Source organism: Paenibacillus sp. FSL H7-0940 (assembly GCF_037979415.1).
Classification (GTDB): domain Bacteria; phylum Bacillota; class Bacilli; order Paenibacillales; family Paenibacillaceae; genus Paenibacillus; species Paenibacillus amylolyticus.
On record NZ_CP150280.1, the window covers coordinates 2,758,406 to 2,773,689 of the forward strand.

A 15,284-nucleotide genomic window follows, 5' to 3' on the forward strand; every position below is an offset into this window, starting at 1 on the left:
TCGGCTAAATTTCATATTCGATGCTGATGATGCCACTAGGCATCATTCGTAATCAAAAGTGAACTTTTTGAACAACCTCTATTAACCTTTTACAGCACCTACCATTACGCCACTGATAAAGTACCGCTGCAACCAAGGATACACAAGCAGGATCGGTAACGTGGAGAATATAACGCTGGCTGCTTTCAGACTCTCAGGCAGGACCTGAACGGCGCCAATACCTTCGTTCTGCATCAGTTCTGTAATCTGGTTTTGCTGAATCATCTGATACAATTTCAATTGCAAAGGGTACAGCTCTGGCTTGGTAATATACATGAGTGCATCCTGGAAACCATTCCACCGTCCTACCGCGTAGAATAGGCTCAGTGTTGCCATAACCGGAAGTGATAGTGGCAAAATAATGCGCATAAGTGTTCCAAAGTGGCTGCTTCCATCAATGCCTGCTGCTTCTTCCAGACTTTCGGGAATACCTCTGAAGAAGGTAATGAGGATAATCATATAAAACGGACTAATCAATCCAGGCAGAATAAGTCCCCATGTGCTATCGAGTAGATGTAGATTTTTGATCAGAATGTACTCAGGAATAATGCCGCCACTGAAAAACATCGTCACCACAATGACAAGCATGAACCACTTGCGCCCTTTCAGATTACTCTTCGCCAGTGGATATGCAGCTGCAATGGTCATCACCATGCTTAGCACCGTACTCAGGACGGTCAGCCAAATCGTATAGATGAGGGAACGAATCATTGATCCATCTGCAAATACTTTGGTATACGCCTCAAAGGACAACTCTTTGGGGAAAAAGGAAACTTCTCCTGAACCGATCGCCCGGTTTGAGCTGAGAGAGATCGCAATAATATGAATGAATGGTGCAAGACACAGCACCATCGTAATGACAATAAGAATGACGTTTACCGTGTTGAATATTCGATTCGCCGTGTTTTCAGACATCCCACTCACTCCTTACAGATCATATGTGATTCAATCCACTACATAATGCTCTCATCGGTTAATTTCTTGGACGTATAGTTCGCTCCGAGTATGAAGACAAGTCCAACTAAAGCCTGGAACAAACCTACAGCTGTTGCGAGCGTAACCTGACCAGATTGTAAACCGACACGATAGACAAACGTGCTGAGCACATCCGAGTATTCACGAACAGCCACGTTACCGATAATAAATGGTCGGTCGAAGCCGATAGAGATCATGTTGCCGACATTGATGATCAATAAGGTAACAATCGTTGTTTTGATGCCTGGCAAGGAGATGTGCCAGATTCTGCGTAGCCGACTTGCTCCATCCACTTCTGCGGCTTCGTAGAGTTCCCGGTTAATGCCCGTGAGAGATGCCAGATACAGAATCGTACCCCAGCCTGCACTCTGCCACACGCCTACCGCAAGATACGTGAAGAGCCAATAGTTTTTGTCTGAAAGGAAAGGTAATGGATCAAATCCCATGCTCATCAAGATATTGTTAATAAAACCGGATTGTGTACCGAATACCTGAAGTACGATCCCTCCAATAATGACCCACGAAATAAAGTGAGGAATGTACAGTAAAGTCTGTGCCAACTTTTTGAACCAGGCCTTCTTCAGCTCGAACAATAAGATGGCTAATATAAGTGGTGCCGGGAAGGAGACCAGTAGATCCAGCATGTTAAGTACTAACGTGTTGCGTAATGCCGTGTAGAATCCCTGATTTTGAAACACTTCTCTGAATGCATCCAAGCCAATCCACTCACTACCGGCGATCCCTTGAAAGAAGTTAAAGTCCTTGAACGCAATCTGCACGCCATACATTGGCCCATACTTGAAAATAATGAAGTAGATCATGGGCAGTAGGAGCAACGCATATAGTTGCCAGTTTCTGCGGAAATAGATGCTTGTTTTCATAAACCTTCCCCCCATGTCATTCAGGATTCTTCATCAAGGCGATGTTGCCATCGCCCTAATGAAATCCCTGTTCTTTGTTGTCATACACATTAGATGTGATCTCTACTCTACTTATTTCATCGCTTTGTAAGCTTCTGTACGTTCATCCAGGATTGCTTGGCCACCACTCGCCATGTAGTCCTTCATCATGCTGTCATACGTGGCTTCAAAATCAGCGGGTTTGGAAATGGTTGTTTTCACGAAAAACTCCATAAATTTGTCTTTCAAGCCGTTACCGTAACGTGCTTCTGCATCAATCGGTTTGGAGAAACGTACCGGTTGAATGGTGTCCGTGTTAGAGATCGCTACCGACTTGCGCATATCATCCCGATACTTCGACTCTACCTGAACGACATAGGCCTCTTCATTTTTCTTGTCATCCCCAACGTATTTACCGTTCACGATAATGGCAATGTCACCGGAATTATAGATACGGCCTGCAATTTCAGGAGAAGCATCATCTTTGATCAGTGGGACCCCATCCACAAGTTCATAGTTCTCATTTTCAACACCGAATTGCAGGTCGAACAAGTTGTTGCCCGAAGCCATCCAATCCAGATACTTCATCGCGGCTTCCGCATTTTTGCTCGATTTCGGAATCATGACATACATCGCATTGGGTGCATATGCCGGTTTGGCAAATTTGCCTTCGGAGTTTTTGAAGGCATCAATCGGTGTCATCACTGCACCAGGTTGATTGGTTTGCAGGTTTTTGTACGTACCGGAGATATAAATCTCCCCTGCATCCTCCGTGTAGAATCCAACTTTGCCGTTAGATACATCTTCCCACAGCTTTTTCTTGTCTTTATCGAGTCCAAAGTCCTTGCTCATTAATCCTTCATTATATAGTGTGTTCATATATTTCAGAGCGTCTTTGAAACCAGGCAACAACGTTGGATAGTCATTAGAACCCAGTTGTTGCGTTAATGTATATTTCTGTTCTTCCGTCAGCGGTTCAATGAATGACCAGATCAGTGGTTCATATTGAGCCGAGGCAATGGACATCCCCATAGGAATAAGTCCTGTGCCAACCTTACCCGGATCTTTTTCCTTGAAGGCCTTCAGTGTTGTATGCAGCTCCTCAGCTGTCTCAGGGGAAGGCAATCCAAGTGCATCCAGCCAGTCCTGACGAACATAGGATGCGTACTTGCCAAGTACAAGACGTTTACCTGGAACCGCGAACTGTTGTCCATCGTATTGACCGTAGGCCAGCGTTTCATCTCCCAGGAACTTCTTCAGGTTAGGACCACTTTGATTGATCAGATCCGTAAGTTCAGTCAGACCTCCTTGCTCTGCATACCGGTTGAATGTTCCCGAATCGTAGGTAAAGACGATATCAGGTACTTCAGAGCCACTCGCCATCAGAACGTTAAGTTTCTGTACTTCCTCCGAGCGTGGTACCGGAACAAACTGGACATCGATGTTGTTTGGATCACCAAACTTCTCTTGAATGAAGCGAGTCAGATAACTGTCCGAAATGGTGTAGCCCGCCGGTGTGTTTCCCCGGTCGAAGATTTCTACTTTCAAAGTCGTTTTTTCCCCCGAACCCGTCTCTCCTGATGAAGATGTTGATTCGCTTCCTGACGAACATGCAGATAATAATAGAGTGAATGCTGTTACCACTGCGAGGATTGAACTTGCCTTGCCTGCCTTACGTCTTTGAAATAATCTCATTTGACCTTTCCCCTTTCGCACACTCTCTGAATGGATTCACATGATTGCCACTCCACTTTGTTCATCCCATTTTGTTGCACCTGTGAATGTCACTAATCATTACATAAGATCTGATATTTAGACAATAAACTATTTTCAACATGTGAAATTCACGTTTTTTACGTTAAATACCGCGATGTATAAACATATTTCCTGACAATATACAATTTTCACACCTTTAATGTTAACTATAATAACATATTATGTTGCATTCATTTTGATTTCTCATAGACAATCTGGCATCACCCATCTTGCAATAATCTTTTTTCCATTAAATCTCTCTTCAAAAAATGAAAAAGAGACCACATCTTATGTGATCTCCTTGTTTAGCAACACGTGTAGAACGATTCCACGACTAATTCCTCGGCGGAAGATTAAACTTCATTTGACCAAACAACGTATCGATGGCATTTCCCGCAAATTGATCGATGACATGTTCGTTGGTCGTGTCCGTATGTTCCAAAATCAACACATTATACTTCTCATCATAATGCATTCCGCCCAAAATAAATCGTACTGGAATGTTCTGAGCTGCCCCTGCCTTCGAAATGGCCTGAATAAGTTCGGATTCATGCCTTTGTTGACTTGTCGTGTAGGTACCAACAGGTATAGTTATCGTATATGACGAGTCATCTACATGAAATGCAAATGTGTTGTTGCTTGCTGTAATGGTAACCCGTTTACTGATATCTACCGATCCCCACACTTGCTGTCCATATTTGTACACCATCTTCAACTCCTGCCCTATTAATCTATGAATTGTCATAATGCTAGTATAGGACATTCGTAAAATTCCTTAACAACATACCAGCTACACTGGCCTAAGATCGTGGTTGAACATCCAAAAAATCTCCTGCAAAGGACGATAAGGGACGAAACCTTATTGCCTCATACAGGAGATTTCATAGATATCTCTAGGATTATTGGATTTTACCCGATATGCGAATGTTCTAACACGTGCAATTCCATTATTGATCCCCTTGTTTTCCACCCTGCTTGCGGTAGTCTCCTGGTGTCACGCCCATAATCCGTTTAAATACTCTGCCGAAAGAGATGGCATTGGCATAACCCACTTGCAGAGCAATATCCTGAACAGCCATATCGGATGCAGACAACAGGCGACAGGCCTTTTCGACCCTCAGTTTCACCAGAAAATCAACAAACTTCATCTCAAACTCTTCCTTGAACAGATAACTTGCATATTTGCCCGAGATCTGGAACCGATCACTCAGATGTTTCAGCGACAGATCCGGATCATCAAAATGCTCTTCAATATAGATCCGCAGCTCGTTGATCATCGCGCGATGACTTTTTGTTTCATTTACAGATACATAATTGCGATAAACCTCTTTAAGCCACTCCTGCAAAATCTCTTGAATCCCCTCGAGTGTCTCCACCTGCTGAATATCACTGCGAAGACGAGTCAGGATTTCCTCGGCAAATTGGCTTTGCAGCCGCTCAGACAGCTCCCCGAATTCACGGGACAACATCTGGATTAACGCCTGCAGCAACATGCGAATATCGTTATCTGTAATCTGATCTTCATTAAACGCAACAAACATCTGGTCCAGCTGCGTTCGCCAACCATCACCCGTAAGCCTGAATTCACGGACAAAGTCTGCGAGCATCTGCAAATACTTGTACGATTGCAGCTCAATACGATCCGGCAGTTGCTCACTGAGAACGATCGCATCTTTACCTAGGGTAAGTCTATGCTGCAAACCCGCATCTGCACTCACATAGGATCGAGTAATCTCCTCCCAGCCCGATACGGTTCGTCCAATCCCGAACGCAAACCGTAAGCGGAAGTTTTCCGCAATCCACATATGCATCTGCTTAGCCAGATCCATAAGTAATTCACGATCCAGTCCTTCCTGCTCATCCGATGCAATCACTACAATAAGCCTGCGGTTCCCAAACCATTCAGCCCAACCGCCGAACTGGGTCTCATTCTGCACAAGTTCTTCCACTACGTTCATAAGCGCAATCTTCAGAATATTCTGATTGGTCGAGAGATCGTCACCATTCATCTCCGCAATGAGGACAGCAACACTCTTCGGTTCCATGAATCGTTCCTCTAGCGGTTGCAGATGGCGAAGTCGCTGACGGAACGAATCCATTCGCTCTCCTTCCATCAGATCAACAAGCAACTGTCTGCGATGAATCAGCAAGTTTTCATGATGTTGTTTCTCATAGTCAACCGTTTGAGCAATCAGATGTTCCAGCGCACGATCGATGAGGGCCAGTTCATCTTTGACGGATGGAGCTGCTTCCACCTCCTCGGCACGTGGCTGTAACGCCTGAATTCGATTCATGATCAGCTGGATGGGGCGTGTATTTCTGCGAGTAATGTAGATTAGTCCCGCCACCGCACCAACAATCGTTAATAAACCAATACCGATCCACACATAAGAAACAAGGGATACCCATGAATACAGCTGTCCGGATTGAATACCACTCTCAAAGATCAGACCAAGCTTGTCCGCAGTCACACGATTAAGGATTTCACCTGCTGAAGGGTCCATTTGATGCGCGGTATAGATCAGATTGTCGCTCTTATCCCGAACCTGAAGAACAGATAACTTTTCATTGGTCATGTTATCAATCTGCCGTTCCACTGCATACATGCGGATGGTAATGACGAGCAGTCCTTCCCCGCCCCACGGTAAAGGAAGCCACTTATTCATGCTAATCACCTGTGAAGGTACGTCGAAAGAACGTTCCTTATAATCACGTGGCAGATTCCAACCGAGGTTCTCCCGATCTTTCAAGGCTTGCTCAATATAGGCACGATCTTCGAAATCTTCCAAACGCATCATGCCTCTGGGCGTAAGAATCTGGGAATCGGACATACGATAGAGATAAATGGATTGAATCATATCCTGCTGATCCAGCATACGTCCCAGCCCACTTGCCGCATCATAGATGAACTGACTCGATAATTGTCCCTGGCCAGCTTCCAGAAAGCGACTATATGTTTTATTTGCACCAATGTCTTCAAGCAACCGAAGTTCAATGTCACTTAACGAGCGCTCCAGTGTATCCACGATATAGCGGGTGGAGATCATGTCGGCTTTTTGTGTTTCGTTACGTGAGAGTTCGTTGACAATCAGGAAGGAGAGAAAGATCAGAATGGAAATCGTAAGCAGAAAAATAGGAAAATACGAATACATCAACTTGGTGTGCCAATTCCGCTTTAGATTTACTTTCATAGGCTCCAACTCCTTCCATCTCTATTCTAATGAGTATGCTCTTCTCTGTTCTTTGGCCTGCCTGCTGACGATATACAGAATCACTGATCCTAGTGCCGCACTGATCGTGCAAGCCAGATACATCAGTGATGGACCACCGGAATCGAGTAAATATCCGTTAAGCATATTACCAACAATTCCGCCCAGGCCAGCAAACACCATGTTAAATAAACTTTGTCCTGTGGCCTGCATCTCCCGTCCCGTAACGGAAGCCACATATTCCACTGCTGCGATATAAAAGAATCCGAAGGATAACCCATGCAGCACCTGAACGCCAATCATGACCTCAGGTGTTGGCCATAGCCATTGTATCCCCCAACGTAACATATAGGCCCCCGCTGCAAGCAGCATCGTGCGTTCATGCCCCCATTTTCGGAGTATGAATGCCGCTGCCAACATGGATGGAACATTAGTAATTGACGCCAGCAACAGTGCTGTACCCGTCATGGTCACAGAACCGCCAGCCATCTGAAATGAAATAACAAAAAAGGAGTTAAACGCAGTGAGCGTTTGGTTAACCAGGAAACAACCTGTTAGAAATAGAAGGAATGTCCGGTTTCGGAGCAATCTTGCCAAACCTACGGAGAAGGTTACCGAGGACGAGGATATGCTCGTCTGCCAGGGAAGTGTACTTGCCAGTATAGCGCTCAGAATGTTAAACAGGAGAAATGGTAGCCATAACATGTGAATGGAAAACTGGGAGAGATACATCCCTGCGGCAAATCCCCCAACTCCCGTTCCTATGCTGCCGAAGAGTCGGATCATGCCATATGAGGTGTTCGCGGCTCTCGCAGCTGTAACCGCATAGGAGTCAGCAACGGGTATTTGAGTCACTTGGAATATAGTGCATAAAGTATAAATCAATATTAATATAAAGTACACTTGAATATTGTAGAAATACGCTAACGATGCAGGAACAAGCAGGCTTATCACCAGTACGAACCGTGTCTTTTTAAACTTATCTACCAGAATTCCCCATATAGGTTGAAGAATAATGGATACAAGTGTGCCAAACGCCATAATAAATCCGGTTTCTTTACTGGAAAAACCTTGTGCAACCAATATGGGATTAATGTACGGGTTAAACATCCCCCCGGCAAGCCCCATAAACAGATATAGGCCCTGTAATTGGAGTAAAACACGTTTTGCATCATTGGAATCGGCTTTTATTTTCTCTGTGTAAGCCTTCATATGTCTACTTCTCATCCGGATCTCCATCCTTTATTTCTGTAGTTGCTTCGCCTATTCTCTATTTTTAAGTGCGTGTCAGACTGGACTTGATTGCAGCCAATGCCCCGATTGCTCCTGCTTTGTTCCCCAGTTCAGCTACAGCTAGAAGTGTAGGCAGAACAGTGTAACGTTGGAGGCGTGTGCGCACTTCATTTAGATAATAGGATGGGTTGGATGCAGCCACGCCACCACCGATCACTATAATGGAAGGATTGAGTAAAGCCGTAATATTCGCCAGACCTCTCGCCATATAACGCATGGGTAGTTCCAGAATCTCCAGGGCAGCAAGATCACCCGACTCCGCTGCTTTGAATACATGCCTGGCTTCAATCTGTTCCGCTTCCCCTCCTGCCAGACTCATGATCAGGGATAAGGAACTTCCCTTTCCAGCAGCAAAATAACGCCTCGCCTGTTCGGTAATTCCCGTACCTGAAGTCACTTGCTCAAATACGCCAAAGGAATCCGCATCCGCAACGTAACCGGTATAAAGCCCTTCGTCTCCTGCAATGAAATGCCCAATCTCACCTGCTGCTCCATTCTGGCCGCTATAGAGCTGTCCATTCAGGATAAGAGCAGATCCAATGCCTGTTCCAACCGTGACCATTACACAGTGTTGATGTCCCTGTGCTGCCCCTTGATCATATTCTCCCATTGCCGCCATATTCACATCATTATCCAACATGATATTCCCGCTGTAATACTTCGCAATAGCAGGGCGAATATCTAGCTCAGGCCACTGAAAAGCGGGAGCATTTCGCAGTATCCCCTCCTCTTGCAGAATCACACCAGGGAATCCCAAGCCTGCACCTTTAAGTTGATCCAGACTGCATCCAACTTCGCGGCAGAATGTTTCCAATTCAACGAATAACCATCGGAAGAACTCATCCGGCTGATCACTGGCAAGCGTAGGCAAGATACGTTCATGAACTTCATTTCCAGCCTGTTGTGATGACAAGAGCATTAATGTTTTGGTGCCTCCAATGTCAATACCTGCAATCCAGCCGGATGGATCACCTCCAACCGTACCATTCTGATTGGTCTGATAATTAATGCTTACGTTTTTCACGGATTCTGTCATCCCTTTTCCCTCCTCACATGTTGTATATCCAATCTCTTATTCCATGGCCTGCTGAAGGTTCAGCATCGTTTGTTGTACGGCTACCTGCACTGCACCAGTGACAACAGCTTGCTCACCAAGCTTGGAACAGATTAACTGTGGTTGCACCGGGAATTGCTCAGAGATGATCTGCCTCAGTAAAGGCAATAACACATCACCGTTCCCTCCTACACCTCCGCCAAGCACAATGAGATCCGGAGCAAGCACAACGCTAATCTGACGCAGAGCGGAAGCAATCTTCTGGCTGTACTGTTGTAGAATGTCTAACGCCTCTACTTCTCCACTGCGCGCAGCTTCAAATAACTTCTCGGGAGTCAGGTGTCTGTGAAGAGCATCTGCACCCGAATCAGCAGCCTCCAATAATAGTTCATCATGCTGATCTAGATAATCTTTCGCCAGTTGCATCAGACCATCAGCGGACAGCACTTCCTCCAGACGTCGGCCATCGTCCACCAGCATCTCCGCGATCTCTCCAGTTAAGCCACCTAAACCTCGAAGCAGTTGGCCATGTACCATGATTCCAGCGCCCGTCCCTGTGCCGATGGAGAAAAAAACAAACAAGGGATATCCTGCTGCTGCACCACTCCGATACTCCCCAAGGGCTGCAAGATTCACATCATTTTCCAGAATTACTTCACAGGGAAAAGCTCCTGACAACGACTCTAAAGAGAAAGCTTCTTCCAGACCCGCTAAAGGGTCCACAATACGATTGATACGCCCTGATTCAGGCAGCACTACGCCTGGTATACCGAACCCGATGCACTGAATCTGATCCCAGTTCAGATGATTCTCATCCAGCAGTTCGTTCATATGGCTTCGAAGAAGCTCCAACATCGTCGCTTCTCCTCGCTCATAAGCTCCTTGAACAACCATGGGATATGTTCGATAGGCAATGATCTCTCCATTCAGATCGGATAATGCAATCCGAATACGAGTTGCGCCGATATCTATCCCACAGACATAATAAGCCGTTTCGTTGAAACGAATGAGGGTTGCTTTTCGACCCTGAGCGTTGTCAGCTGGCCCCATTTCCCTCACCAGATTACGATCAATCAGATGTTCGACTGCCAAAGATACTGTTGGTTTACTAAGTCCGGTCTGACGGCTGATTTCCGCTCTCGACATGGTTCCCTGAGTTATGAGGGCATCCATAATGAGATTTTCATTCAGATTGCGGATATACTGCGGTGTGCCAGCCATGTTATCGCCTCCTCTTATAGTTAGCATTTTTCATAATTCGATTAAAGTCGCTCTCGGGTACAAAATATAGACGAATAATACCGTTTCGATCTATATCTTGCTGATTGTAAAACGCTCTTGGAAATTATGCTAAATGCTTAGTTAGTTAGGTTTATTAACAAATTGATTAAATTCAATATATCATCGTGTTTGGTAGGTGTACAGCTTTTTGTCATTGCACTCTTTTAGTAGAAAGTTTTACTAGAAAGAACCAACCTTCACCTGTAACACAGAAGCCTAATAAAGGAATTATTATACAATAATAGACGTTTATACATTTCCGAAACAGTGACACGCTCATAGAATACCTTATCACGATCAGGGAGGTTTTAATATGTATAGAAAACATCATAAATGTCATCATCCAAGACCAAAGTGTTTTTACAAAAAAATTACGAAAACTTGTGTTACCAAAGTGAAATATGTCCCTACAAAGTGTAAAAAACACTGTCATGTCACTGTTGAATATTGTGGAGTCAAAAAAAGAAGACATTACTAATACTCTTTTGCCCTTCTCTTCGGAGAAGGGTTCTTTCTTATTGAACTAGGTTAATACCGGATACCATTAACCTATCAAAAAAGTTGCGGTGATATTTCACCGCAACTCCTTTCTTCATTATATACATATTCATCAAGTTTTAGAGAGTTCAATAAATCCTTCACCGAAAACATCACGCACGTCATGAATGGTGATAAAAGCAATCTCATCTTCTGCTCGTACAATCTTCTTCAGCATAGAAACTTCCTGCTTGCTAATCACAATGTATAGAATTTCTTTCTTATTTTTCGTGTAATAGCCATGACCGGACAGGACGGTTACTCCGCGATCCATCTTCTCAATGACTTGCTTTGCGATTTCATCCTGTTTGGAAGAGATAATCATAACGGCTTTTTTCGGATTGAGCCCTTCAATAATGAACTCCATTGTTTTGGTTCCAACAAACAGCAAGACAATTGTACACATTAATCCTTGTGGTCCAATGATGAAGTATGAGGAGAAAGCCACAATCAGATCGAAGAACAGAAGTCCGTAACTGATATTCCAATCCAGATATTTGTTGGCAAGTCGGGCCAGGATCACTGTCCCCGCCGTTGTGCCTCCTACTCTAACAATCAAGCCAATACCAAGACCGGCAAATAATCCGGCAAAAATGGTATTTATCCAGAGTTCATCCGATGCAATCGTCCAACTCTCCGTCAGATGCAGGAACAACGAATTGAATACCACTGCAATAATCGTATATACCGTAGTCGTTTTATCAAGAAACCGATATCCCACAATTAACAAAATACCGTTCAGGATCAAGTTCATCAGTCCAGGGGACCATTCAAACAGGTAATACAAAATAATCGTGATACCCGTGACGCCGCCTTCAGCCAAATCGTTCGGGATGACAAACAGGTTCACCGCCAGTGCAAACAGAAATGCACCTGCCATAATAAATAGGATATCCGTAATTCGTTTCTTCATTATGCATTCCATCCAATCCATCAGAAATCAACCTAATCGACCCGTCTCATAAGTTGTCATAGCCACTCAAAGATAGATTTTACCATGCTCTCAACAAAATTTGTATACATAATACAAATTGTTGCGTAATTTGTGCAAAGGAATTAGTAAAACCTGCTCTTCTGTCTTCTGCAGAGCTATTGAGCATCATACACCCATGACAAATGTCATGGTCCGTTATTGATATTCATCATTACAGAAGGCTGACGTTTATGACTTACTGTCATGTTCGGATTGTTTTACAATGATAAAAACGCTTCCTACAGGAAAGTCTAGCGGGAAACGCCAAGTTGTAGCTGATTACAGTTATAACGATTGAAGGAGGACACAATTTTATGAACAGATCAAAAGAAATGGCCTTAAAAAAAGAAGTTACCCCTTACGAAAAAAATGATCTCAGACTAAGTATCCGCCAGTTAATCAATACATTGCTCCCGCTCTTCTTATTATGGGCTGCAGCTTACTTTAGCTTATCGGTTTCCTACTGGCTGACCTTCCCGATTGCCTTGGTGGCATCCGGATTTGTACTACGGACCTTTATTATTTTCCATGACTGCTGCCATGGTTCATTCTTCAAGAGCAAACGCGCCAACGATATTCTCGGTACCATTACTGGTGTATTAACAGTGACACCCTATCAGCAGTGGAAAAACGAGCATTCTATCCATCACGCAACAAGCAGTAATCTTGACAAACGTGGTGTAGGTGATATCTGGGTTATGACGGTTGACGAATACAAAGCAGCTTCTACTTGGGGTCGTCTCTTCTATCGGATTTATCGTAACCCGTTTGTATTGTTTTGTATCGGACCCATTTACGTGTTTCTGTTGGCTTACCGTTTTAACCGCAAAGGTGCTAGACGTAAAGAACGTATCAATACACACCTGACTACCGTATTGATCGTTGTGCTCTATGCATTCATGTCCTGGTTAGTCGGATGGCAGGCTTTTGTAATGGTGCAGGCACCTATCTTCTTCTTCTCCGGTTTCTTTGGTATCTGGCTGTTCTACGTTCAACATCAGTTCGAAGAGACGTATTTTGAACATGAAGATGAGTGGAGTTATGTAAAAGCAGCTGTTGAAGGCAGTTCTTATTACAAATTGCCAAAATTATTGCAATGGATCAGTGGTAATATCGGGTTTCACCATGTGCATCACTTGAGCCCACGTGTACCTAACTATTTCTTGGAAGAAGCACATAACGCAACACCACCTTTGCAAAAAGCAACGACTATTACACTACGTTCCAGTCTGGTTGCCCTGCGCTTCCGTCTGTGGGATGAAGATTCTAAACAGTTTATTAGCTTCAGACAGCTCAAAAAGCTATCCCGCAAGCCGTATGTTCAACCGCCTATCCGAGTAACCAATCCAGCGGGTCTGACAGAGAAGCCTTAACTCTGTCGGATTCGTTTTCTTGTGTTCAAGCCATAGTCATGCTACAGTCATGCTAAAGTTGAGTACAAGTTTGAGGAGGAGAATTCCATTCAAAAGTGGATGCAAAATTTTTATAAAAAAACAGGGTTGAACCTTTATGTATGGCTCGCCTTTTTCATCCTGCCATTCTATTTTATATCGCAATATTCTAAATTATGGACGATGGTAACCGGCATTATTATCATTCTCGTTTTCTTCGTCTGTTACCTGCTCGCCTTCATCACCAAGGGCTGGCAGGTGTACATGTGGATTGGAATGCTTATTGCCATATCCATTACGATGACGATCGCCTATGATTATGCATATTTCTCATTGTTTCTTGCTTTCTTTATTGGGAATATTAAAAATAAAGCCGGTTTCTTCACCCTCTACTCGGTGAACCTGGGAGCCAGTTTCGTAACCATTAATTACGGTTTCATTAATCAGAGTTCTCTGTTGGTGAGCCAACTCCCGTTTGTATTCATCAGCTTAATGGCCTCCATCCTGCTCCCAATCAGTACGTATAACAAAAACAAAACTGAACATTTGGAAGGCCAATTGGAGAATGCGAACAAGCGACTTGATGATCTCGTAAAAATGGAAGAACGCCAGCGTATCGCTCGTGACCTGCACGATACACTTGGACAGAAGCTCTCTTTGATCGGTCTGAAAACCGATCTGGCGAGACGGCTGCTCCGCAATAATCCCGATCAGGCCGAGATTGAATTGAACGACCTCAGACAAACGGCAAGTACAGCTCTGAAGGAAGTCCGGGAAATGGTCACCACCATGCGTGGTACACAATTGGTCGATGAACTGTTCCGGGCGGAGCAGATTCTGAAGGCCGCTTCGATTGAATTTGTGCTGGAAGGTAATCCGAAGTTACAGGATACGTCACAATTGAATGAAAATGTGCTCGGTATGTGCTTGAAAGAAGCTGTCACGAATGTCGTCAAACACAGTCAGGCAACAACCTGTACTATCATCATTAAGGAAACACTAGCGGATAATGTAGTAACCGTTCAAGATAACGGTGTTGGAATAGAACGAACTCGCAAACAGGATCGGCGCGGAACAGGAATTTTGGGCATGAAGGAACGACTTGAATTTGTGAACGGTTGTCTGGATATTCGCTCTGCAACAGACATCCCGGGTACAGCGATCATTATTCATGTTCCGAAACTCGTTCGCAAACCGATAAAGGAGGCAGAATCATGATTAGAATTGTAATCGCGGAAGATCAGCGCATGATGCTCGGCGCCTTGTCCTCCCTCCTCAATCTGGAGGAAGATATGGAAGTCGTCGGACGTGCCAGCAACGGCCAGGAAGCCCTTGCCCTTGTCCAGGAGCTTGCACCAGACATCTGTCTGATGGATATAGAAATGCCCGTGAAAAGCGGCCTTGAAGCTGCAGAAGAACTCAAAGGAATGAGCTGTAAGGTCATTATACTGACCACTTTTGCCCGGACCGGATATTTCGAACGTGCCCTAAAGGGCGGTGTCCGTGGTTACCTGCTCAAAGATAGTCCAATTGAAGAACTTGCCGAATCGATCCGCCAAGTTATGAATGGCAGACGCATCTTCGCTCCCGACTTGGTAGATGAAGCTTATGTAGAAGAAAACCCCCTGACAGAACGGGAAAATGCCGTACTAGGCCTCATGGCAGATGGGAAAAACACCAAGGAAATCGCTGGGCATCTGTTCATCACAACGGGCACGGTGCGTAACTACATCTCCATTATTCTCAACAAGTTAAATGCCAGTAACCGCATTGAGGCCATCACTCGCTCCAAGGAAAAAGGGTGGTTCAAATGAAAGCACCGCTTTAACCTATTGAAACAAAAATAAGCATGTACCCCGGGCTACATAAGCTGCGATA

12 protein-coding genes are annotated in these 15,284 nt (G+C 44.5%); 3 read left to right on the plus strand and 9 right to left on the minus strand.

The window, feature by feature from the left end:
- Positions 1-81 precede the first annotated feature (81 nt).
- The 9 genes from MHB71_RS11935 to MHB71_RS11975 all read right to left on the minus strand — a co-directional run bounded on the left by MHB71_RS11935 (position 82) and on the right by MHB71_RS11975 (position 11,955).
- Entirely contained in the window at positions 82-954 is an 873-nt protein-coding gene (locus MHB71_RS11935; protein WP_047842693.1) for a carbohydrate ABC transporter permease, read from the minus strand.
- A gap of 38 nt (positions 955-992) precedes the next feature.
- On the minus strand, positions 993-1,895 hold the full coding sequence (locus MHB71_RS11940) for an ABC transporter permease subunit (RefSeq protein ID WP_017688833.1): 903 nt from the start codon (positions 1,893-1,895) through the stop codon (positions 993-995).
- A gap of 111 nt (positions 1,896-2,006) precedes the next feature.
- Positions 2,007-3,608 (minus strand): extracellular solute-binding protein, encoded by a 1,602-nt coding sequence (locus MHB71_RS11945; protein ID WP_340029692.1) that lies wholly within the window; start codon positions 3,606-3,608, stop codon positions 2,007-2,009.
- A 394-nt stretch (positions 3,609-4,002) separates the two neighbouring features.
- Positions 4,003-4,431 (minus strand): hypothetical protein, encoded by a 429-nt coding sequence (locus MHB71_RS11950; protein ID WP_340029693.1) that lies wholly within the window; start codon positions 4,429-4,431, stop codon positions 4,003-4,005.
- A gap of 184 nt (positions 4,432-4,615) precedes the next feature.
- Positions 4,616-6,859, minus strand: coding sequence for a helix-turn-helix domain-containing protein (locus tag MHB71_RS11955; protein WP_340029694.1), 2,244 nt, complete (start codon positions 6,857-6,859; stop codon positions 4,616-4,618).
- Between the two features lie 21 nt (positions 6,860-6,880).
- Entirely contained in the window at positions 6,881-8,104 is a 1,224-nt protein-coding gene (locus tag MHB71_RS11960; RefSeq protein ID WP_340029695.1) for an MFS transporter, read from the minus strand.
- A gap of 49 nt (positions 8,105-8,153) precedes the next feature.
- Positions 8,154-9,206: an ROK family protein gene (locus MHB71_RS11965; RefSeq protein WP_340029696.1), complete on the minus strand. Its 1,053-nt coding sequence runs from the start codon at positions 9,204-9,206 to the stop codon at positions 8,154-8,156.
- Between the two features lie 36 nt (positions 9,207-9,242).
- Entirely contained in the window at positions 9,243-10,445 is a 1,203-nt protein-coding gene (locus MHB71_RS11970) for an ROK family protein (RefSeq protein ID WP_340029697.1), read from the minus strand.
- Between the two features lie 670 nt (positions 10,446-11,115).
- A complete protein-coding gene (locus MHB71_RS11975) occupies positions 11,116-11,955 on the minus strand; it encodes a YitT family protein (protein ID WP_017688839.1) in 840 nt (279 codons plus the stop codon).
- Between the two features lie 374 nt (positions 11,956-12,329).
- Here MHB71_RS11975 and MHB71_RS11980 point away from each other — a divergent pair, with 374 nt between their 5' ends.
- The 3 genes from MHB71_RS11980 (at position 12,330) to MHB71_RS11990 (ending at position 15,220) form a co-directional block, all read left to right on the plus strand.
- Positions 12,330-13,388 carry a fatty acid desaturase gene (locus MHB71_RS11980; RefSeq protein ID WP_047842686.1) on the plus strand — a complete coding sequence of 353 codons (1,059 nt, stop codon included), beginning with the start codon at positions 12,330-12,332 and terminating at the stop codon, positions 13,386-13,388.
- A gap of 87 nt (positions 13,389-13,475) precedes the next feature.
- A complete protein-coding gene (locus MHB71_RS11985; RefSeq protein WP_036608689.1) occupies positions 13,476-14,624 on the plus strand; it encodes a sensor histidine kinase in 1,149 nt (382 codons plus the stop codon).
- On the plus strand, positions 14,621-15,220 hold the full coding sequence (locus tag MHB71_RS11990; protein WP_036608692.1) for a response regulator transcription factor: 600 nt from the start codon (positions 14,621-14,623) through the stop codon (positions 15,218-15,220). Before MHB71_RS11985 ends, MHB71_RS11990 begins: the two co-directional genes overlap by 4 nt.
- Positions 15,221-15,284: the final 64 nt, after the last annotated feature.